Origin of the sequence: Pseudomonas xantholysinigenes (assembly GCF_014268885.2) — a bacterium.
Taxonomy (GTDB): Bacteria; Pseudomonadota; Gammaproteobacteria; order Pseudomonadales; family Pseudomonadaceae; genus Aquipseudomonas; species Aquipseudomonas xantholysinigenes.
Map to the genome: position 1 here is coordinate 1135001 of NZ_CP077095.1, position 20828 is coordinate 1155828.

At 65.6% G+C, this 20828-nt stretch carries 16 protein-coding genes; 9 read left to right on the top strand and 7 right to left on the bottom strand.

Going from position 1 to position 20828, the window contains the following annotated elements:
* Nucleotides 1-137 precede the first annotated feature (137 nt).
* From HU772_RS05225 to bglX, 3 genes are all read right to left on the bottom strand, one after another.
* A complete protein-coding gene (locus HU772_RS05225; RefSeq protein WP_186659269.1) occupies nt 138-1469 on the bottom strand; it encodes a sigma-54-dependent transcriptional regulator in 1332 nt (443 codons plus the stop codon).
* Nucleotides 1463-3220 carry a sensor histidine kinase gene (locus HU772_RS05230; RefSeq protein ID WP_186659268.1) on the bottom strand — a complete coding sequence of 586 codons (1758 nt, stop codon included), beginning with the start codon at nt 3218-3220 and terminating at the stop codon, nt 1463-1465. The genes HU772_RS05225 and HU772_RS05230 overlap by 7 nt, the downstream gene beginning before the upstream one ends.
* 117 nt (nt 3221-3337) lie before the next feature.
* Nucleotides 3338-5629, bottom strand: coding sequence for a beta-glucosidase BglX (gene bglX / locus HU772_RS05235; RefSeq protein ID WP_186659266.1), 2292 nt, complete (start codon nt 5627-5629; stop codon nt 3338-3340).
* A gap of 201 nt (nt 5630-5830) precedes the next feature.
* Here bglX and HU772_RS05240 point away from each other — a divergent pair, with 201 nt between their 5' ends.
* From HU772_RS05240 to HU772_RS05255, 4 genes are all read left to right on the top strand, one after another.
* Nucleotides 5831-6439 carry a TPM domain-containing protein gene (locus HU772_RS05240; RefSeq protein ID WP_186659264.1) on the top strand — a complete coding sequence of 203 codons (609 nt, stop codon included), beginning with the start codon at nt 5831-5833 and terminating at the stop codon, nt 6437-6439.
* Nucleotides 6440-6537: 98 nt separating this feature from the next.
* Nucleotides 6538-7758: a class I SAM-dependent methyltransferase gene (locus tag HU772_RS05245; protein WP_186659262.1), complete on the top strand. Its 1221-nt coding sequence runs from the start codon at nt 6538-6540 to the stop codon at nt 7756-7758.
* Between the two features lie 172 nt (nt 7759-7930).
* Nucleotides 7931-8203: a hypothetical protein gene (locus tag HU772_RS05250; RefSeq protein WP_186659260.1), complete on the top strand. Its 273-nt coding sequence runs from the start codon at nt 7931-7933 to the stop codon at nt 8201-8203.
* The gene (locus HU772_RS05255; protein ID WP_186659257.1) at nt 8203-8700 is read left to right on the top strand and encodes a helix-turn-helix transcriptional regulator; all 498 of its coding nucleotides are present in this window, start codon (nt 8203-8205) and stop codon (nt 8698-8700) included. The genes HU772_RS05250 and HU772_RS05255 overlap by 1 nt, the downstream gene beginning before the upstream one ends.
* 42 nt (nt 8701-8742) lie before the next feature.
* On the opposite strand, the gene HU772_RS05260 is transcribed toward HU772_RS05255, so the two are convergent.
* From HU772_RS05260 to HU772_RS05275, 4 genes are all read right to left on the bottom strand, one after another.
* Entirely contained in the window at nt 8743-11295 is a 2553-nt protein-coding gene (locus HU772_RS05260; RefSeq protein ID WP_186659254.1) for a TonB-dependent receptor, read from the bottom strand.
* 138 nt (nt 11296-11433) lie between these two features.
* Nucleotides 11434-12381, bottom strand: coding sequence for a FecR family protein (locus tag HU772_RS05265; RefSeq protein WP_186659252.1), 948 nt, complete (start codon nt 12379-12381; stop codon nt 11434-11436).
* On the bottom strand, nt 12378-12899 hold the full coding sequence (locus HU772_RS05270) for an RNA polymerase sigma factor (RefSeq protein WP_186659249.1): 522 nt from the start codon (nt 12897-12899) through the stop codon (nt 12378-12380). Before HU772_RS05270 ends, HU772_RS05265 begins: the two co-directional genes overlap by 4 nt.
* Nucleotides 12900-12976: 77 nt before the next feature.
* Nucleotides 12977-13993 carry a DUF4917 family protein gene (locus HU772_RS05275; protein ID WP_186659247.1) on the bottom strand — a complete coding sequence of 339 codons (1017 nt, stop codon included), beginning with the start codon at nt 13991-13993 and terminating at the stop codon, nt 12977-12979.
* A gap of 143 nt (nt 13994-14136) precedes the next feature.
* Here HU772_RS05275 and HU772_RS05280 point away from each other — a divergent pair, with 143 nt between their 5' ends.
* From HU772_RS05280 to HU772_RS05300, 5 genes are all read left to right on the top strand, one after another.
* Nucleotides 14137-15195 (top strand): glycerophosphodiester phosphodiesterase family protein, encoded by a 1059-nt coding sequence (locus HU772_RS05280; RefSeq protein ID WP_186659245.1) that lies wholly within the window; start codon nt 14137-14139, stop codon nt 15193-15195.
* A 75-nt stretch (nt 15196-15270) separates the two neighbouring features.
* A complete protein-coding gene (locus HU772_RS05285; RefSeq protein WP_186659242.1) occupies nt 15271-15807 on the top strand; it encodes an RNA polymerase sigma factor in 537 nt (178 codons plus the stop codon).
* Nucleotides 15800-16762, top strand: coding sequence for a FecR family protein (locus HU772_RS05290; protein WP_186659240.1), 963 nt, complete (start codon nt 15800-15802; stop codon nt 16760-16762). The genes HU772_RS05285 and HU772_RS05290 overlap by 8 nt, the downstream gene beginning before the upstream one ends.
* An 89-nt stretch (nt 16763-16851) precedes the next feature.
* Entirely contained in the window at nt 16852-19215 is a 2364-nt protein-coding gene (locus HU772_RS05295) for a TonB-dependent receptor (RefSeq protein WP_186659238.1), read from the top strand.
* Between the two features lie 7 nt (nt 19216-19222).
* A complete protein-coding gene (locus tag HU772_RS05300) occupies nt 19223-20824 on the top strand; it encodes an alpha/beta hydrolase-fold protein (RefSeq protein WP_186659236.1) in 1602 nt (533 codons plus the stop codon).
* Nucleotides 20825-20828 lie beyond the last annotated feature (4 nt).

Below are 20828 nucleotides of genomic sequence, written 5' to 3' on the forward strand. Positions count from 1 at the left end.
CGCGGATCCTGGCTCGGCGTGATTCCCGTAGGCGCCGGCCTTGTAGGCGAAGGGCTGCAGCGCAGCCCCGGCAATGATGGTATGAATAGGCGAAATCCCGCTCATCCAGCCTGTTGAGTAGGCGGAAATCCGCTTACTCAGTCGCCGAGAAAGTCCTCGCGTACCAGCCCATGCCGCTGCATCTTCTCGTTCAGCGTGCGTCGCGGCAGTTGCAGCGTTTCCATCACCGCCTTGATCTCGCCCTTGTGCTGGCGCAAGGCCGCGCGCAGGCACTGGGCCTCGAACGCTTCCATCTGCCCGGCCAGTGAGTGAGCCTCTGACGCTGTGGCCAGGTTCGGCGAATCCAGCCCCAGGGCATGGCGTTCGGCAGCGTTGGCCAGCTCGCGCACATTGCCCGGCCAATCATGGCCCAGTAGTTGCGCCAGCTGCGCGCCGCTCACCGCCGGTGCGCTGCGGCCCAGGCGTTCGGCGCTGGCGCGGGCGAAGTGTTCGAACAGCAGAGGGATGTCTTCGCGCCGCTCGCGCAGCGGCGCCAGGCGCAACTCGGCGACGTTCAGGCGATAGGCCAGGTCCTCGCGGAAACGCCCGGCGCGGGCCTCCTCGAGCAGGTCGGGCTTGGTCGCGGCGATGATCCGCAGGTCCACCTCGATGCTCTGGTTGGCCCCAAGGCGTTCCAGCTTGTGCTCCTGGATCACCCGCAGCAACTTGGCCTGCTGGGCCAGCGGCATGCTTTCGATCTCGTCAAGGAACAGCGTGCCGCCATTGGCGTACTCCAGCTTGCCGATGCGTTTGCCTTGGGCGCCGGTGAAGGCACCGCTTTCATGGCCGAACAGCTCGGCTTCGAACAAGCTCTCGGGGATCGCCGCGCAGTTGAGGGCGACGAACGGCTTGTCGGCGCGCGGGCCGAAATCGTGCAGGCAGCGGGCCACGCGCTCCTTGCCGCTACCGGTCTCGCCGCGGATCAGCACATTGACCGGCAGGCTGGCCAGCTCCAGCACCTGGCGGCGCAGCTGTTGCAGGCCCTGGGACATGCCCAGCAAGGTGCTTTCCAGCTGCGCCTTGAGGTCGGCCTGTTCGTGCAGGCGGCGGTTTTCCAGCACCAGTTGGCGCTTTTCCAGGGCACGGCCAAGGCTGCCCATCAGGTGTTGCGGGGTGAAGGGCTTTTCCAGGAAGTCGTAGGCGCCGTTGCGCATGGCCTCCACGGCCATCGGCACGTCGCCGTGGCCGGTGAGCAGGATCACCGGCAGGTCGGGGTCGATCTGGCGCAGGCGTTCGAGCAACTGCATGCCCGACAGGCCCGGCATGCGCACATCGCTCAGCACCACCCCGGGAAAATCACGGGGCAACTGCGCCAGGCAGTCCTCGCCACGGGCGAACAGTTGCACGCTGAAGCCCGACAGGCTCAGCCACTGCTCCACCGCGCTGCGGATACTGGCTTCGTCATCGACGACGATCACTGAATTCAACATGCAGGCTCCAGGTCGCGAGGCAGGGTCAGGCTGAAGCGCGCGCCGCCCGGCAGGTTATCCACCCGCAGGCAGCCGCCGGCATCGGTGACGATGCCATAGGAGATGGCCAGGCCCAGGCCCAGCCCTTCGCCGACCGGCTTGGTGGTGAAGAACGGGTCGAAGACCTTGGCCAGGTCGCTCTCGAGAATGCCACCGCCTGAGTCGAGCACGCTCAGGCGCCACTGCGCGCCATCGGCCTCGATGCGGATCTCCAGACGTTTGTAGCGCTTGTCGGTCATGGCGTCGAGGGCGTTGCGCAGCAGGTTGATCAGCACCTGCTCCAGGCGGATCGCGTCGCCGCGCACCCAGGCCGGGCGTGCCAGGTACAGGGCCACTTCGACGCCTTCGGCACGGATGCGCGCATCGAGCAGGTGCAGGGCCTGGTCGACCACGGTGGCCAGGTCCATGCGCTCGCGCAGACCGCCGGGGCTGTTGCGGGCGAAGGTCTTCAGGTGGCCGGTGAGCGCGGCCATGCGCGTGAGCATCTGCTCCAGCGGCTCCAGGGCCTGGCGCGCCTCGTCGTGGCGGCCGTGGTCGAGCAGCAGGCGCAAGGTTTCCAGCTGCATGCGCTGGGTGGTCAGCGGCTGGTTGATTTCGTGGGCCAGGGCTGCCGACATCTGCCCCAGCGCCGCCAGCTTGGCCGACTGCACCAGGCCTTCCTGGGCGGTGCGCAACTCACGGGTGCGTTCCTCGACCAGGCCCTTGAGCTGTTCGCGGCTGCGCTGGCGCAGGCGGGCCAGGCGCAGGCGCTGGCTGACGAACAGCACGGCGAACACCAGGCTCAACCAGATCGCGGCGGCGGCCAGGGCGGCATTGCGCCCGTCCTCGGCGACCTGGGGCTTGCGCAGCAGGTGCAGGGTCCAGCCCTCGGCTTCCAGGGGCAGGCTTTCCCAGAGGTACTCGGCGCTGCCGTCGGGCCCCTGCACGCGGGTCAGGTGGCTGTTGTCGGCGAAGCGGGTCAGGGCCTGGTGCTGCAGGGGGACCAGGGGTTGTTTGTCGTACTGGCGGGTTTCGGCCAGTTCGGCGCGGTCGACACCGCTCAGTGGTTGCAGTTCGCGATAGCGCCAGCCGTCCTGGTTGGCGATGAAGGTGATGCCGCGGGCGTCGCTGACCAGCAGGATATCGCTGCCTTGGCGCCACTCGCGTTCAAGTTCGGGGAACTCCAGCTTGACCACCATGGCGCCGAGGAAGCGGCCGTGTTCGTCGTTCACCGCGCTGGACAGGAAGTAGCCCGGCACGCCGCTGGTCACGCCGACCGCGTAGAAGCGGCCACTGCCCTGGCTGCGGGTCTGCTTGAAATAGGGGCGAAAACCGTAGTTGGAGCCCACATAGGTGGTTGGCAGGCGCCAGTTGCTGGCGGCGATGGCCAGGCCGGTGCGGTCGAGCAGCTCGAGGGTCGAGGAATTGGCGGCGCCATTGATGCGCTCGAGCTTGCGGTTGAGGGCGTCCTGCACCTGCTCGGTGACCGGGCCGCGCAGGGCGGCGATCAGCTCCGGGTCCAGCGCCAGCACGGCGGGCAGGGCGCGGTAGCGCTCGATCAAGGTATGCAGGGCGTTGGCGTACAGGCCCAGTTGCTGGCTGGCGCGCCGGGCGTCGGTTTCCATGGCCTGGCGCTTGGCCTGGTGCATGGCCCAGCCGGCGCTGAGGGTGGTGCCGACCAGGATCAGCAGGATGATCAGACCCAGGCGCAGGGCACGGAAGGATGAGGGCATGGAGCGGATCCGGGATCTCGGTTGTCTGTGCCGGCCCCTTCGCGGGCAAGCCCGCTCCCACAGGGGACATGCATGACTCTGTGGGAGCGGGCTTGCCCGCGAAGGGGCCGAACCGGCTTAACGCAGCTCGAAGCTCTGCTGCTGCACCGCTTGCGAGTCGAGGCCGACCTGGACGTTGAACTGGCCCGGCTCGGCGACGTGCTGCAGCTGGCCATTGTAGAACTTCAGGTCTTCCTCGCTGATGTCGAAGGTCAAGGTTCGCGACTCGCCGGCCTTGAGCATCAATTTCTGGAAGTTCTTCAGCTCTTTCACTGGGCGGCTCATCGATGCGCTCTGGTCCTGGATGTACAGCTGCACCACGGTCTCGCCATCACGCTTGCCGCTGTTCTTCACCGTCACCTTGGCTTGCAGCTTGCCGCCGCGCGCCAGCTTCGCCTCCGAAAGCTTCAGCCCGGAGAGCTCGAACTGGGTGTAGCTCAGGCCGTAGCCGAACGGGTACAGCGGGCCGTTGGGCTCCTCGAAGTACTGCGAGGTGTAGTTGCCCGGCTTGCCTGGGGTGAACGGTCGGCCGATGCGCATATGGTTGTAGTACATCGGGATCTGCCCGACCGAACGCGGGAAGGTGATGGCCAGACGCCCGGACGGGTTGTAGTCGCCGAACAGCACGTCGGCGATGGCGTTGCCACCTTCGGTGCCGCTGAACCAGGTTTCCAGGATGGCATCGGCCTGTTCGCGCTCCCAGGCGATCGACAGCGGGCGGCCGTTCATCAGCACCAGCACCAGCGGCTTGCCGGTGGCCTTGAGCGCCTTGATCAGGTCGCGCTGCACGGCCGGGATTTCCAGGGTCGTGCGGCTCGAGGACTCGTGGGACATGCCACGGGACTCGCCGACCACGGCCACCACCACGTCGGCCTGCTGCGCGGCCTTGAGCGCTTCGTCGAGCAGCACCGCGGCCGGGCGCGGGTCGTTGATGATTTCTGGCGCGGCGAAGTTGAGGAAGTTCAGGTAGTCGAACATCGCCTTGTCGCCGGTGACGTTCGAGCCTTTGGCATAGACCACCTTGGCCTTGCCGGCGACGGCGCGGGCCAGCCCTTCGCGCACAGTCACCGAATGTTCCGGACGGCCATCGGCGGCCCAGCTGCCCATCATGTCGATTGGCGCGTCGGCCAGTGGGCCGACCAGGGCGATGGTGCCGGCTTTCTTCAATGGCAGGGTCTGTTCGCGGTTTTCCAGCAGTACCAGGCTGCGGCGGGCCACATCACGGGCGGCCTCGCGGTGCAGGCGGTCGTTGCCGTAGTAGTCCTTGAGGTCGGTTTGCGGCTTGGGAATACGTACGTACGGGTCCTTGAACAGGCCCATGTCGTACTTGGCGCCCAACACTTCGCGCACGGCCTGGTCCAGTTCGGCCTGGGTGACCTCGCCGGACTTGAGCAAGCCTGGCAGTTCCTCGCCATAGAGGGTGTCGTTCATGCTCATGTCGATACCGGCCTTGATCGCCAGCTTGGCGGCCTCGCGGCCATCACGGGCGACGCCATGGCGGATCAGTTCCTGGATGGCGCCGTGGTCGCTGATGGTCACGCCCTTGAAGCCCCACTCCTTGCGTAGCAGGTCGTTCATCAGCCAGGTGTTGGAGGTGGCCGGCACGCCGTTGATCGAGTTCAATGCCACCATCACCCCGCCGGCACCGGCGTCGAGCGCGGCGCGGTAGGGCGGCAGGTAGTCGTTGTACATCTTCGGCAGGCTCATGTCGACCGTGTTGTAGTCGCGTCCGCCCTCCACCGCGCCATACAGGGCGAAGTGCTTGACGATGGCCATGATGCTGTCGGCGTTGGCCGGGCTCGAGCCCTGGAACGACTTGACCATCACCTGGCCGATCTTCGAGGTCAGGTAGGTATCTTCGCCGAAGCCTTCACTGGTACGGCCCCAGCGTGGGTCGCGGGCGATGTCGACCATTGGCGCGAAGGTCATGTCCAGCGAGTCGGCGGCGGCCTCGATGGCCGATGTGCGGCCGACCTTGGCGATGGCGTCCATGTCCCAGGTGGCGGCCAGGCCCAGGCTGATCGGGAAGATGGTGCGCTCGCCGTGGATGGTGTCGTAGGCGAAGAACATCGGGATCTTCAGGCGGCTGCGCATGGCGGCGTCCTGCATCGGCCGGTTCTCGGGGGCGGTGCGCGAGTTGAAGGTGCCACCGATGCGACCGGCGGCGATTTCCTCGCGGATCTTCTCGCGCGGCATCTCGGGGCCGATGCTGATCAGGCGCAGCTGGCCGATTTTCTCGGCCTCGGTCATCTGGCCGACCAGGTGATCGATGAACGCCTGCTTGTCTTGCAGGGGCGGGGCGGAGGGGGCGGCAAGGGCCGCCTGACTGGCAAGGCCCATGGCCAGGCCCAGCAAAGACAGTTTCATCATCAGTTCCGTTGTCGTGTGAAAGCGGTTTTCGAGACGTTTCCTACGTTCGTTGTTGTAGAGTCCGCCGGGTGTATGCCGGATCATTCGTCCATGATCCGGAGCAGTCGCGGATTATGCCTTATATGAGCCGCTTGTTGAGATACACTCTCGCCCACCCGAGTGCCGGGATAACAACGATAAGAACGCTCGAGAGACGATGGCATGACCGAATACGAACAGCGCCAGATCGCCGAGGCGATCGCGCGCGCCGAGCGGCGCACCGATGCGGAGCTGGTCACCGTGCTGGCGCGCCGCGCCGATGACTTCCCCTATTTGCCTCTACTGTGGGCCGCGCTGTTGGCCTTGCTGGTGCCGGGCCTGCTGCACCTGTGCTTGGGCGGGATCGGTGTCAACGGCCTGCTGCTGGCGCAGATGCTCACCTTCATCGGTTTGTGCCTGGTGTTGCGCCAGCCGCGCCTGGCTGCCTGGGTGGTGCCGTCGGTGCTGCGCCGGCGACGCGCTTCCGGGCTTGCCCGCCAGCAGTTTCTGGAACTCAACCTGCAGCGCACCGCTGGCGCCACCGGGGTGCTGATCTTCGTCAGTGAAGCCGAGCGGCATGTGGAGATCCTGGTCGACGAGGGCATCGACCGGCACCTGCCCAAGCAGGCACGGGCGGCGATCGTCGCCCGGTTCGCCGAGCAGGTGCGCCAGGGGCATACCCTGCAGGGCTTCGTCGAATGCATCGAAGCCTGTGGTGAATTGCTCAGCGAGCACGTACCGCCGACCCATGCGCGCAACGAGTTGCCCAATCGCCTGGTCATTCTCGACTGACAGGCGCCCATCGCGAAAACCTTCGCGATGGGCCGTCATCGACGTAGAATGCGCGGCATTGCGCATCGCGCCCTCCGCATTCCGAGGCACCCGTTTACATGTCTTCCTCATCGACCGCCCCCACCGCGCCGGACGCGCGTGCCCAGTTTTTGCGCCAGCTGGCTGACGCCCTGGCCGATGGCAGCCTGACCAAGCTGGTCCTGGCCCGCCATGTCGGCGCAGACCAGAGCCTGCAACGCATCATCGCCAAACCGGTGCAGATCAAGGGCGAGCCGTGCCTGCAACTGGTCTATCGCCACCAGACCCGCGACATCACCCGCAACCTGCCGCTGCAACAAGCCCAGGCGTTGATTGCAGAGCTATTGCCGCAGAGCTTTCGCAATGCCCACCTGTTCATCACCGAGGGCGAGGTGCAGCTGGAGTTCAGCAAGAAGGGCAAGCCGATGCTGCGTCACCACCTGTCTCAGCAGGCCCCGCGCGCAGCGGCGCCTGCCGCGCACGACCGCGAGAAGAAACGCTACCTGGAGCTGTCGCGGCCGTTTCTGCGTGACCTTGGCGTGACCGATGCGCAGGGCGCGCTGATCCCGTCGATGTCACGCAAGTGGAAACAGATCAACAAGTTCATCGAAGTCTTCGACCACGCCCTGGCCGGTGCGCCGGTGGCGGCTGACCAACTGCTGCGGGTGGCCGATTTCGGTTCGGGCAAGGGCTACCTGACCTTCGCCATGCACGACTACCTGCGCAACAGCCTTGGGCGCGAGGCACAGGTAACCGGCGTCGAACTGCGCCCGGACATGGTCGAGCTGTGCAATGCCGCCACCGCGCGCCTGGAGCATCCGGGCCTGGTGTTCGAATGCGGCGATGTGCGCAGCGTGGTACCCGAGGCCATTGAGGTGATGATCGCCCTGCATGCCTGCGACATCGCCACCGACTATGCCATCCATACCGGCATTCGCTGCAACGCCGCGATCATCATGTGCTCGCCGTGCTGCCATAAGCAGATCCGCCCGCAGTTGCACAGCCCTGGCCTGCTCCAGCCGATGCTGCAGTACGGCCTGCACCTGGGGCAGCAGGCCGAGATGCTGACTGACAGCCTGCGCGCGCTGTACCTGGAGGCCTGTGGGTACGAGACCAAAGTCTTCGAGTTCATTTCGTTGGAACACACCAACAAGAACAAGATGATTCTGGCGGTGAAGCGGCGCCAGCCCCAGGACAACGCTGCCTTGCTGGAGAAGATCAGCCAGCTCAAGGCGTTCTACGGGGTGCAGGAGCATTGTCTGGAAAGCCTGCTGCGGGCGGATGGGTTGATTGCCGGGTAAGGCGCCTGGTTGCGCGGTTTTGCCCTTCTCTTTATAGGATCTTTCCCAAGACGTCTGCATGGACTGGGATGCGTTGCGCCAGGGCCTAGGCTGGTTCGGGATGACGCCTGTCGGCGCTACCTGGGTTGTCACTTGACAACCTTGTCCTGACATCCATACTGGAGCACAGCCGATGGCCCGTCCTATCCATCCCAACAAGGAAGTTGAGCAAACCCTGACCCATGCCGAGGCACAGGGCTGGAAGGTGGTGGTTCGGGGAGGCCATTGCTGGGGGCGCATCTACTGCCCCAATAACGACCGCGAATGCCGTTGTGGCGAGTTCTGCATCACCAGTGTGTGGAGTACGCCGCGAAACCCAGGCACCTTTGCCCGGCAGTTGCGCCGGATCGTCGACAACTGCACGTCGACTCGCGGGATCGTCAACCAGCCAGCGGAGCGCATCTGATGGAATACGAATTCACCCTCAAGTATCAATTGTCCGGCCCCCAAGACATCGATGCGCTGATCGAGCGCCTGGCCGAGGCCGGTTGTGACGACGCCGTGGTTGGCATCGGCCAGCCGGGCCGCCTGGCCCTGGCCTTTGCCCGTGAGGGGGCGACGGCGCAGGAGGCACTGCACAGTGCCCTGGCGGATGTTCGGCGGGCCTTGCCGCAGGCCCAGCTGATCGAAGCGAGCCCTGACCTGGTCGGCCTCACCGATGTGGCAGAGGTGGTGGGGGTATCGCGGCAGAACATGCGCAAACTCATGCTCACTCACCCGAGCACCTTCCCGGCACCGGTGCATGACGGCAGCCTGTCGCTCTGGCACTTGGCCGATATCCTCGCCTGGATGCAGGCGCGTGGTACCCACGCGGTCGTCCAGGCGGTTTTCGATGTGGCATCCAGTGCAATGCAGGTGAATGTCGCCAGGGCACAAGAGCGTGTTGGCGGCGCAAGCGACTGACCAGGCACGCGGTGCAGTCCCTTGCCGCGTCGCCTGGCTGGTTCAGAAGAACCGGGTCACGCTGATCTTGGCATTGCGCCCGACGGTAAAGGCATTTTCCCCAGACAACTCCGGACGCACGGCTTTGTTGAACAGGTTGTCCACCGTCAGGTTGACTTCGGTCCCCTTCAAGTAGGGCTGCTGAGGCTTCCAGTTGGCGAACAGGCCGTGGATGTCGTAGCGGTCATTGCCGAAGTTGTCGTAGTAGCGGTCGCCCAGGGCACTGGCCGGCCCCTCAAAATACTTGTCGCTGGGCAGGTGCTTGGTGGCGCCGACGAACTGCGCGGTCCAGCCTACACGGGCATCCCAGGCAGGAATCTTGACCCCCAGCGTGGTGATCCATTTCGGTGCCGGCACATCCTTGGCCCAGACGTCCGGCCCCCAGGGGTTGGTGTAGGCACCTTCGTGACGGCCTTCCATCCAGGCGTAGGAGATGGCGCCGAACAGGTAGGTGGAGTCATAGAAGGTTTCGATCTCGAAGCCCTTGTACACCACGTCACCGATATTGCGGTAGTTGCCCATCAGGCCCTTGCCGCAGGTCTTGTCGATGTTGCCGCCAGTGACCATCTGCTGCTGGCAGCCGATGCCGGTGGCCTTGAAGATTTCGTCGCTGACCTTGTTGCGGAACAGCGTGGTGCGGATCTGCGCACTGTCGCCCTGGGTGAAGACATCGGCAAAGGTGCTGATGCTGCCGGCACGCAGGCCGACGATGCGTTCGGGGTCGAGGTTGCGGCTGCTGGCGGTGCGGCTGCCGATGCCCTGTACTTCATACTGCTCGTCCAGCACCGGGGCGCGCCAGGTCTTGCTGTAGTCGGCGAACAGCACGGTCTGCTCGTTCATCTTCCAGAACAGCGACAGGCGCGGCGACCAGCCGGTGTAGGTCTTGGCGCTGTAGTCGTGGCCAGCGGCCGGGTTGTTGTAGTACGGCGCCTGGTTGGGCTTGCCCTCGTTGGTGACATGGTCGTAGCGCAGCGACGGGGTGATGGTCAGGTCGCCCAGGGTGATGGCGTCCTGCACGTAGTAGCCCTGGCTGTCGACCTTGCCGCTGGGCATGAAGTACGGCTGGTAGTGGCCGTAGTTGTAGCGGGGGATTTCATAGGACTTGCCGGGCATCCACATCTGCGTGTCGCGATCGTGGCGGCGGATCTGCACGCCGGTGGTGAGCGCGTGCTCCAGTGGCCCGGTGAGGAAGGTGCTGGTGTTGCTCACATCGAGCATGCGGTCCTGGTACTCGGTGTCCATCCGCCGCCCGCCCGTGGACGGTTGCAGCACCGCGTTGGCATTGCGTTCATCGGTTTGCCGGGTGTCAGACTCCGAGTACTTCACCTGCAGGTCCACCCACGGGTTTTCGATCGGTTGGTACTTGTAGGTGGCCGACCAGGTGGTATCGACGGTGGTGCGGTTGGCCAGGAAGCGCTTGAGGGCGTCGGCGTAACCGTACTTCTGGATGTTCGCCGCCGAGGGCGGCACCGAATAGGCGGTGGAGGCGAAGGTGGCCCAGCGTTCGCTCTCCGAGCGCGACCAGGAAAAGCCCAGGCTGTGCTCGTCGGTGAAGTGGATGTTGGTCTTGAGCAGCGCGCCTTCCAGGTCCAGGGCACTGTTGGGCAGGCGCTGCGGGTTGATCGGCCAGCTGTTGGTCGGATCGGGCAGTTTGTCGGCCATCTTCAGGTCGCCACCGTCGCGCTTGGTGAAGTAGGCCAGGCCATCGATGCGCCCGTCGTCGCTGCGGCCGAACACGGCCGAGCTGTAGACCTGCTGGTGGTCGTTGCTGGCGTAACCGTACTTGAGCATCGCGCCACTGTTGCGGCCTTCCTGCAACAGGTCGGTGGCATCCTTGGTTTCCATGTGCACGCTGCCGCCGAGGCCACCGTTGCCGGTCTTGACCGAGTGCGGGCCTTTCTCGACCTCGATGTACTTGATCAACTCCGGCTCGATGAAGATGGTGCCTTGCTGGTAGCGCTCGAAGCCGCTCTTGGGCGCGCCGTCGACGGTCATCGGCACGTCTTCGGCGTCGCCCATGCCCCAGATGTTGATGGTCTGGCCGCCGGGCTTGGACGAACCGCCCATGTTCACCCCGGGCAGGGTGGCCAGCACGCTGGGGATGTTGCTCGGTTGGTAGCGATCGATCTGTTCCTGGTTGAGGGTCGAGCGTCCGACGTTGCTGGGGTCGACCTGCAGGCCATCACCGACGATGCTTACCGCGCCCAGTTGCAGGCTGTTGTCGGCCACCGGGTCGTTGTCGCGCAGGCGCACCACGTAGGTATTGCCCATGCGCACCACGTTGAAGCGGCTGCCCAGCAACAGGCGGGTAATGGCCGCCTCGGCCTCGAAGTCGCCCTGCAGCGCCGGTGCCTGGGTGCTGCCGAGCAGTGCTTCGTCGAACAGCAGTTGCACCTTGGCCTGCTGGGCCAGCTGGCTCAGCGAGCGTGCCAGCGACTGGGCCGGCAGGTCGAACGCAACCGGCGCGGCTTCGGCGGCCAGGCTCACGGACAGGCACAGGGCAAGCAGGGTGGGTCGGACAGGCAGGCAGTGCAAAGGACGCAACGCGAACAACATGGTTTCCCCCAAACGGCAAAAGGCCGGAAAAATGCCTGCCATCACGGGGCAGGCGGGGAGGAAGACGCGTGCTTGCGAAAAAACCTCACCTGCGAATGATAAAAATTCTCAAGATTATCGGGCGTGGCGTCACGCGCCTCAGCGCCGTTCGATGCGCAAGCGCCCGTCGGCAAGCAGCGTGGTCTTGACCGGCAGCAGCGCCGGCAGGGCATTGAGCAGGGCATCGGGGTCATGCACATCGAGGTTGCCGGACACCTTGTAGCGACCCAGCGCCGGGTCGGCCAGCAGCACGGGGTGCTGGCGGTACAGGCCGACTTCGTCGATCAGGCTGGCCAGTTCGCGATTGCGAAAGCTCACATGCCCCTCGCGCCAGTCGGCCACTGGCTGTTCGCCCAGTTCCTGGCGGGTCAGGGTGCCGCGGGCCAGGTCATAGGTGGCGCCCTGGTGGGCGCCAAGCAGCAGCGGTGGGTGGCGTTCGCCGGGGGTTTCGAACGCCACCTGGCCGTGGGTGACACCGACCACCAGTTCCCGCTCGCCCCGACGCAGGTCGAAGCCGGTGCCGACCACGCGCACGCGACCAGCGCCGGCATCGACGAACAGCGGGCGTTCCTTGTCGGGGGCAACTTCGATGTACAACTGGCCATGGTCGAGGTGGATCAGCCGTCGCTCGGCATCGAACGCCAGGCGCAGGCGAGTCTGTGCGTTGACGGTCAGCACACTGCCATCGGGCAATTGCAGCGTGCGCAGGCTCGGGCTCGCGGCGATGCGCTCATCGACGGTGGCGCTGCCGGCCCCCAGGTTGCCAACCAGCAACGCGCACAGCATGGCCGCCGCCGTCGCCAGGGCCGGTCGCCAGCGCGGCGCCCGGCGCACGGGCAAGGGTAGCGGACGATTGGCTTGCTTGAGCGCGGCCAGGTCGTCCCACAACTGCTCGAACTGGCGGTAGGCATGCGCGTGTTCCGCTGTCTGCATCCACTGGCTGAATGCCTTGCGCTCGTCCCGCGTTGGATGGTTGCGGTTGCGGCTGAACCAGCTCGCCGCCTGGGCGTCGATCGGGCGTGGGTCGCGCGCGTCGGTGGGGGTCATGGGGACTGCTCCGTGCCGGTGTCACTGTCCAGGCGTTGCTTGCATTGCAGCAGGGCGGCGGCGATGTGCTTCTCGACCATGCTGACGGAAATGTTCATGCGTGCTGCGATCTGGGCCTGGGTCAGGCCTTCGAAACGGTGCAGCATAAGGGCTTCGCGCCGTCGCGGCGAGAGTTCGTCGAGTACCTGGCGCAATTGATTCAGCCGCTGCTGTTGCTGGGCGTGGTCCAGCGGATCGCTGGCGGTGGGCGCGTGTGCTTCGGCCAGGCTGTCGTCGGTCAACTGCGCCTGGCGTACCTTCTGCCGCCGCCAGTGGTCGCTAAGCAGGTTGCGCGCCACCTGGAACAGGAACGCCCGGGGTTGCTCGACCTTGGCCCGGTCGCGGTAGCCCAGCCATTGGGCGAACACGTCCTGGGTCATGTCCGCGGCATCGCTGGCATTGTCCATGCGCTTGCGCAGGAAATGCAGGATGTCGGCGTAGAAACCGTGGGCGACTGGGTCGGGTTTTGGGCGTTGCATGCACGCTTTCCGGGGCTGGCCTTGAGGAAAGGGTGCGGATCTTATCGAGAATTATTTACATTTGCAAAGTGCGTGCGTCAGTGCCGACGATTGAACGCGGCTGGGACGCTGATCGCCAGTTCCGCCAGGCCCATTGGATGGCTGGAGGCGTCGAAGAAGTGCAGCGAAATCTGCTCGAGATCGCCGAAACGGTCGATGAAGTGCTGTTTCTGGTTGATGATCGACGCCTCGCTCAATGGACGGATGGCGATCGTCAGGTGCCGCGGGCGTGCCTGGCGGATGGCATCGAGCAGGTGCTGGTCGCTGCTGTCCAGGTGCTGACCGAACAGGCACAGGCTGCCTTGCTCGCGGGCCAGTTCGCCGAGGCTCCAGGCCAGGTAGTCGGAGTGGCGGATGGCGCGCAGCTTGTCTTCGCTGCGGCTTTCGTTGATGAACAGCGGCACTTCGCCGGGAATGTTCACGGCAAAGCCTTCGAGCAGTTCGGCCTGCGCCGCGCTGCGTTGGCGGGTGCTGCCATCGGGTAGCTTGAGCAGGTGCATGCCGCCATGCAGGTGCAGGATGCGGGTGCCTTCACTGGCGGTGCGGCGTACGTCGAAGAACCCTTGCTCGTCGAACAGGCTGGCGAAACCCTCCGGGTTGTCCGCCACGGCCCAGGGCAGGATCAGGTCGTAGTTGCTGGTGTAGACGTTGCGGTACTGACGCAAGGCCTGGTTGATGGCGGCGCGGGCACTGGCATCGAACAGCGGCCAGGGCAGGTGCACGGCGCGCACCGCATGGATCAACGCTTCCTTGATCGAGTAATAGCGGTTGAGCGGCGCGGTGGAGTTGATCGCCAGGGCCGCGTTGGTCCGCACGGTGGTGTTCAGGCTGCTCAGCAGTGGTTCGAACAGCTCGCTGCCCACGGCCTTGAACAGCGCCTGGTCACTCACCCCCAGGCCCTTGTGCCGTACCTGCTGGGCCTGCTCGTACAGTGAGAAGTAGCCGAAGGGCTTCCACAGCGCCCGGCTGGCACCGTTGCCCAGGAGCAGGGCAGTGCTGGGGTGGCGCTGGTTGAGGTCGGCCCAGGTGGGCAGGTGGGCGTCGAGTGCGGGCATGGGTGGTCCGTTGGGTGAGGCGGAAAACGCCGGGGACTTTAGCATGTCATGCAGAGTGTGCGAGGCTTGCGCGCTCAAGGATTGCCCCGTTGACCCCGCCGGCCCCAGCCAGGGCCGGTCTTGATTTGCAAAGGACTACCTGAATGTACAAATCCTTCCTGCTGGCCACGTTGCTGGCGACCTCCACTGCCCAGGCCGCCGACGGTCAGGCGCTGGCCCGCGCCCAAGGCATCCCCCACCCGGCGGTGATTGCTCACCGCGGCGCTTCCTTTGATGCCCCGGAATCCACCACGCCGGCCTACCTGCTGGCCCGCGAGCTGGGCGCCGACTACCTGGAAATGGACCTGCAACGCACCCGCGATGGTGTGCTGGTGGTGGTCCACGACGATGTGCTGGGGCGTACCAGCGATGTCGCCGAGCGCTATCCCGAGCGCAAGTCCAGCCCGGTCAGTGCCTTCACCCTGGCCGAACTCAAGGCGCTGGATGCCGGCAGCTGGTTCAACAAGGCCTATCCCGAGCGAGCCCGAGACGCCTTCAAGCAGCAACGCATCCTCACCCTGGACGAGGTGATCGATATCGCCGAAGGCAACCCCGAGCGTCATCCCGGCCTGTACATCGAGACCAAGGAACCGGCGCAGTTTCCCGGTATCGAGCAGGACCTGAAAAAACGCCTCGAAGCCCGCGGCTGGCTCGACAAACCGGGGCAGGTGGTGCTGCAGACCTTCGATCGCAACAGCCTCAAGCTGCTGCACCAAGCCATGCCGCAGGTACCGAAGATTCTCCTGCTGTGGGTTGCCAAGGGCAGCATCGAGCCGGCCTCCGGGCAGGACTTCAGTGACTCCGGCGAGCAGGACAAGTCGGCCTTCTACGCCCGCCAGCAACCCAAGGACCCTGCCGAGTTCGAGCGCTGGCTGGACTACGCCAAGGCCGACGGCGCCATCGGCACCGGTCCTTCGGCGGTGCGCACCCACCTGGGTGAGCAGAGTTATTCCGACCTGATCCAGCCATGGATGAACCAGGCCAGCCACGACAAAGGGCTGCTGGTGCATGTGTACACCCTCGACGAAGCGGTGGACTACGGCAAGGCGATGAAGGCCGGTGTGGATGGCATCTTCACCAACCGCGCCGGCGAACTGATGCGCTTCTATGGCCGGCCCGTCCCCCAGAACGAAGGGCAGTTGCTGCACAAGCTGGGTTACTGAGCTGCTGGCGATGGCTCGACGACATGTGTGAGAATGATAGGAATTCCTATTAACGGTCTCGCACAGTCACCCGCAATGACAAGCCTTTCCACCCCCTGGAACGCCCAGCCGGCGTTCCAGGCCATCGTCGATGATCTCCTGGCTCACTACAGCGACCTGCGGCGCTACCTCGGCGGCCGCCTGCGCAACCCCGACGACGCCGCCGATATCGCCCAGTCGAGTTTCGCCCAGGCTTATGCCCATGCGCTCAATGCGCCGGTGATCAACGCCCGTGCCTTGCTGTTCCAGGCCGCGCGCAACCTGTGCATCGACCAATACCGGCGGCGTACCACCGAGCTGGCGGCACTGGAAGACTGGCTGGTGCGCGCCGAGCCGTTCAGCCCGAGCGTGGAGGCGATCATGATCGCCCGCGAACAGCTGCAGCACCTGATTGCGCGCATCGAGCGCATGCCGCGCTTGCGCCGCGAGGTATTCGTTCGCGTGCGCCTGCATGGCCATAGCCATCGCGAAGTGTGCGAGGCACTGGGGCTGTCGGCCAAGTCGGTCGAGCTGCATATCGCCCGGGCCGTGTTCGACTTGTCCGAGCTGCGCCTGGCCGCTCGCCATGACTGAGCCGGTGGCGCCGCGCAAGGTACGGCAGGCGTTGGTCTACCTGGCGGCCTTGCACGGCGAGGACCCCGAGCGTGTCGGCAAGACCCAGGGGCTGGTCCAGCGCTGGCGCGGCAAGAGTGCCGAGCATGAAAGGGCCTGGCAGGAGGCCGAGCAGCGCTGGCAATTGGTGCATCGCCTGGTACCGCAATTGCGTGGCGCGGTGCAGCCGCAGGCCTTCGACCCTGGGCGCCGGCGCGTGCTGCGCCAGGGCGGCGCGCTGGCCGTGCTGCTGGCCGCGGGGGGCTGGCTGGGCTGGATGTTCCAGCGTACCGCGGCGTACCAGCAAGACCTGCAGACCGGCCACGGGCAAGCGCCGCAAGCCTTGCCGCTGGCCGATGGCAGCCAGTTGCAGGTGGCGGCCGAAAGCAACCTGCGGGTGCGTTTCGATCATCTCCGGCGCCAGGTGCTGCTGCTGCATGGCCATGTCTATTTCGACGTGGCTCATGAGCGCTGGCGTTCATTCCTGGTCAGCACCCGGCTGGGCAGCGTGGAAGTGCTCGGCACCGCGTTCACCGTCAGTGATCGCGGTGGTCGGGTGCAAGTAGCGGTGGCCCGGGGGCGGGTGCAGGTGCGGGACCTGCAAGGTGGCGAGCAGCTGTTGCGCGCCGGCGAGCGTATTTGCCTGGACGCCGATGGGCGCCTTGGCAGCCTGCGCGGTGGCGGTGCCTATGGCCCGGACCTGGCGCACTGGCAACGCGGCTGGTGGTCGTTCACCGATCAACGTTTGGATGAGGTGATCGCCGAGCTCAACGCCTATGTCACACCTGCCATCGAGGTCGACCCAGGTGTGGCGGATTTGCGTCTGACCGGCAGTTTTCCGAGCGATCGGCCCCAGGTGTTACTCGAGGCATTGCCGTCCATCCTGCCGGTCAGGTTGTTCGAGCAGGCGGGGTTGCGGCGATTTGTACGCAATTGAGGCGGCTCCTGTGGGTTGAAACAGGTTTGAGGGGTAAACCGCCGCTGCCGCGTCTTCAGCTGTGAACCCACCTCTCGCAAGGACTGATCATGTCGTCGTTATCCTCCCGTTTCCCCGGCACTCTGCGGCGCCTGGCTTTGGCCTGCGCCCTGGGCGGCAGCAGCCTGGCACTGGCCGACAGCCAGCCGCTGAGCCTCGACCTGCCAGGCCAGTCGCTGGAAGCCATGGTGCATGCCCTGGCGCATGAATCGGGTGTGGCGATCGCCGCCGACAGCCGTCTGTTGGCAGGGCGCAGCGCGCCGGCCCTGCACGGCCGCTACACCGTGCTGCAGGCCCTGCGCCTGCTATTGGCCGGCAGCGAGCTGGTGGCGGTGGAGGAGAATGGCGTGATCATCCTGCGCGGCCCCGGCGATGACGGTGCGCTGACCCTGGGCGCGACCACGGTCAATGCCGCCGGCTTCAACAGCGACCTGCCGGAGAGCTATAGCGGTGGCCAGGTGGCCCGCGGCGCGCGCGTCGGCATGCTCGGCAACCGCGACCTCATGGATACCCCGTTCAGCGTCACCGCCTACACCGCCAAGACCATCGAGAACCAGCAGAGCGGCACGGTCGGCGCAGTGTTGCGCAATGACCCGTCGATCCGTTTCAGCACCGGTGAAGGGCATGCCTACGAGAACTTCATGATCCGTGGCTACGCCCTGGACTCCACCGAACTGGCGTTGGGCGGCCTGTACGGCCTGGCTCCCGATGGCCACGTGCCGACCGAATTCCTCGAGCGGGTCGAGGTACTCAAGGGCCCGGGCGCGCTGCTCAATGGCATGGCGCCCAACGGCGGTGTGGGCGGGGTGGTCAACCTGGTGCCCAAGCGCGCCGGCGAGGCGCCGTTGACCCGGCTGACCACCAGCTATGTGTCCGACGGCTATGTGGCCGAGCACATCGATATTGGCCGGCGTTTCGCCGATGGCCGTTTCGGCGTGCGCTTCAACGGCGTGTACGGCAGTGGCGACACCGGCGTGAACGAGCAGTCCAAGGACCGGACCCTGGCGTCATTGGGGCTGGACTATCGGGGCGACGATTTCAAGCTCGAGCTGGACGCCTACGAAAGCCATGAAACGCTCGACAATGGCAGCCCGATGATGGCCGGTTTCTCCAAGCTCAAGCAGGTCACCCGGGCGCCTAAACCCGACACCAACATCCTCGAAGGCATCCACGCCAAGCAGATCAGCAAGGCCGTGGTGGTGCGTGGCGAGTACCAGCTGGATGACAACTGGAGCGCCTACGCCAGCGTCGGCGGCGCACGCACCCGCTACGACGGTTTCCTCAACGGCACCCGGGTGGTGGTGACCAAGGCCGATGGCACCGCCTCTGGCGAAACCTACAACCAGGCCGGCTACACCCACAGCCTGTCCACCGAGGCCGGTTTGCGTGGCAACTTCATGACCGGTCCGGTCAGCCACCAGCTAGTGCTCAGCACCACGCTGCTGCACCAGGACATCGGGCGCGCGCCGACCGTGACCGGCAAGGAATACACCACCAATATCTATCATCCGGGCAAGGCGATCATCGCCGCCGACCACGGCAGCAGCACCAAGACCGGCGACAACACCCTGTCGAGCTTCGCCGTGGCCGATACTTTGGGCTTTCTCGACGAGCGCGTGCTGTTGACCTTGGGCGTGCGCGCGCAACGGGTGCGACAGAAGCTGAGCAAGCCCTCCTATGACGAGCGCAAGCTGACTCCGGCCCTGGGCATCGTGCTCAAGCCTTGGGACGCGCCAGTGTCGCTATATGCCAACTACATCGAGGGCCTGACTCAGGGGGGCATTGTCACCGACGTGAATGCGGCCAACCATGACGAACAGTTCGCGCCCTATGTCGCGAAGCAGATGGAAGCCGGGGTGAAGTGGGACCTGGGTGATTTCACCCATACCTTGGCGCTGTTCCAGATCGAAAAGCCGAGCATGATCTACGACAAGCCCAGCAATCGTTACAGCGACGACGGCGAGCAGCGTAACCGTGGCGTGGAGTGGAGCATGTTCGGCGAAGTCACCCCCAGCGTGCGCCTGCTCGGTGGCGTGACCTACACCCGGGCGGTGCTGACCAAGACTGCTAGTGGCGCGATGGATGGCAACACCGCCCGTGGGGTGCCGGCCTGGTCGGCCAACCTGGGGGCCGAGTGGGACCTGCCGTGGGTCCAGGGCCTGACCTTGACCGCGCTGGGCATTCACAGCAGTTCCCAGTACCTCGACTCCGCCAACGATCTGAAGATTCCGCAGTGGACTCGCTACGACCTCGGTGCGCGTTATGCCACTCGCGTGCTGAGCAAGGACGTGACCCTGCGCGCCAGCCTGGAGAACGTCGAGAACCGCGCCTATTGGGCCGGGGTGTTCAACGACGGTTACGCCACCGTCAGCGAGCCGCGCACCCTCAAGCTTTCCGCCAGCATCGACTTCTGAGGTGAACATGCGAACACTCAAGCGCTTTAGCAGTGTCCTGGCCCTGGTTGCCTGGGCCTCAATCCCGGCGCTGGCCAGCGACGGCAGTACCTTGACCATAGGGCAAGCGGTCGAAGGCCAGGCCAGCAACGCCAGCCGACCCGCCTGGCAGTTGCCCCTCAAGGCGGGCGACCTGGTTCGCGGCAAGGTGGATGGCGATATCAGCCTGCGCCTGCTCGATGGCAAGGGTAATCCCCTGCGCTTGTTGATCGACGGCATGGACCTGCCCCGCGACTTCCTGTTTGTCGCCGATCGAACCGGTGATTTTGCCGTACGTGCCGAACCGCTGCCGACTCGGCCAGAGGCACGCTTCGTCTTGCGTCTGGAACAGGTCGTGTCGCAGGCCGAACAAGCTCGCCCAGCCGAGCCATTGCGCAGCCCGGCATTGCGGGCGTTGGCGCAACAACTGGCGTCGGGCGCGGGCACCGAGGCGTTCTGGAAGGCACGGGCCGAGGCCGGCACGCCGATGGTCGAGGCTGTGCCCGGGCAGCCCGGGCAGCGCTTGGTGACCTTCCTCTGGCGTGGCGCGCGGGAGAACGTGCGGGTATTCGGGGCGCCAACGGGCAATCATGAACCGTTGCTGCGACTCGCCCAGAGCGATGTCTGGTACCGCAGCTTCGAGGTGCCGGCGAGCAGCCGCCTCAGCTACCAGATGGCGCCCGATGTGCCGGCCTCGGATGACCGCCGGATGATCCTGGCCACCACTCGCCGCGACCCACTCAATCCGAAGGGTTTCGCCGATGCCAGCGGCGATCCGTGGTTGTCGCGTTCACGTCTGGAGTTGCCGGATGCCGCGCCGCAACCATGGGTTGCACGCCGCGACGATGTGGCGCGCGGCAGCGTCGAGCGCAAGCGCCTGGCCAGTGTGCTATTGGGCAATGAACGGGATATCTATCTCTATCGTCCCGCCGGCTGGCGTGCCGGCAAGGCGGACCAGGCCGTGATGGTGTTGTTCGACGCCCATGCCTACACCCGCCAGGTACCGACGCCGACGATGCTCGACAACCTGATCGCCGATGGCCTGATACCGCCTACCGCGGCGATCATCATTGCCAACCCCAGCGGGGCCAGCCGCGAGCGCGAGCTGCCACCCAACCCGATGTTCGCCCGTTTCATGGCCGAGGAGCTGATGCCCTGGGCCGCGGCGCAGGGCGTGGCGGCGCCGGCGGCGCGCACGGTGGTGGCTGGCTCCAGCTATGGCGGCCTGGCATCGGCCTACCTGGGGCTCAGGCACCCTGAACTGTTTGGCAATGTGCTGAGCATGTCGGGTTCGTATTGGTGGCCGCTGACCGGTGATGAACCCGGCTGGTTGACCCGCGAGTACGTCAAGGCACCACGCCAGCCGCTGCGGTTCTATCTGCAATCCGGGTTGTTCGAAGGGCCGAAGATCGTCGACACCAACCGCCACCTGCGCGATGTGCTGTTGGCCAAGGGCTACCCCGTGGAACAGGTGGAGTTCCCGGCGGGGCATGACTACCTGCAATGGCGGGGCAGCCTGCCTTGTGGGTTGATCAGCCTGCTCGGCCGCGGCACCAAGGCCGTGGCGCAGGCGTGCGTACCGCAGGGTTAGGTGC

Excerpts from the sequence above, each read along its gene's own strand:
- HU772_RS05225 (WP_186659269.1), bottom strand. The coding sequence starts at position 1,469 with ATGTTGAATTCAGTGATCGTCGTCGATGACGAAGCCAGTATCCGCAGC.
- HU772_RS05230 (WP_186659268.1), bottom strand. The coding sequence starts at position 3,220 with ATGCCCTCATCCTTCCGTGCCCTGCGCCTGGGTCTGATCATCCTGCTG.
- bglX (WP_186659266.1), bottom strand. The coding sequence starts at position 5,629 with ATGATGAAACTGTCTTTGCTGGGCCTGGCCATGGGCCTTGCCAGTCAG.
- HU772_RS05240 (WP_186659264.1), top strand. The coding sequence starts at position 5,831 with ATGACCGAATACGAACAGCGCCAGATCGCCGAGGCGATCGCGCGCGCC.
- HU772_RS05245 (WP_186659262.1), top strand. The coding sequence starts at position 6,538 with ATGTCTTCCTCATCGACCGCCCCCACCGCGCCGGACGCGCGTGCCCAG.
- HU772_RS05250 (WP_186659260.1), top strand. The coding sequence starts at position 7,931 with ATGGCCCGTCCTATCCATCCCAACAAGGAAGTTGAGCAAACCCTGACC.
- HU772_RS05255 (WP_186659257.1), top strand. The coding sequence starts at position 8,203 with ATGGAATACGAATTCACCCTCAAGTATCAATTGTCCGGCCCCCAAGAC.
- HU772_RS05260 (WP_186659254.1), bottom strand. The coding sequence starts at position 11,295 with ATGTTGTTCGCGTTGCGTCCTTTGCACTGCCTGCCTGTCCGACCCACC.
- HU772_RS05265 (WP_186659252.1), bottom strand. The coding sequence starts at position 12,381 with ATGACCCCCACCGACGCGCGCGACCCACGCCCGATCGACGCCCAGGCG.
- HU772_RS05270 (WP_186659249.1), bottom strand. The coding sequence starts at position 12,899 with ATGCAACGCCCAAAACCCGACCCAGTCGCCCACGGTTTCTACGCCGAC.
- HU772_RS05275 (WP_186659247.1), bottom strand. The coding sequence starts at position 13,993 with ATGCCCGCACTCGACGCCCACCTGCCCACCTGGGCCGACCTCAACCAG.
- HU772_RS05280 (WP_186659245.1), top strand. The coding sequence starts at position 14,137 with ATGTACAAATCCTTCCTGCTGGCCACGTTGCTGGCGACCTCCACTGCC.
- HU772_RS05285 (WP_186659242.1), top strand. The coding sequence starts at position 15,271 with ATGACAAGCCTTTCCACCCCCTGGAACGCCCAGCCGGCGTTCCAGGCC.
- HU772_RS05290 (WP_186659240.1), top strand. The coding sequence starts at position 15,800 with ATGACTGAGCCGGTGGCGCCGCGCAAGGTACGGCAGGCGTTGGTCTAC.
- HU772_RS05295 (WP_186659238.1), top strand. The coding sequence starts at position 16,852 with ATGTCGTCGTTATCCTCCCGTTTCCCCGGCACTCTGCGGCGCCTGGCT.
- HU772_RS05300 (WP_186659236.1), top strand. The coding sequence starts at position 19,223 with ATGCGAACACTCAAGCGCTTTAGCAGTGTCCTGGCCCTGGTTGCCTGG.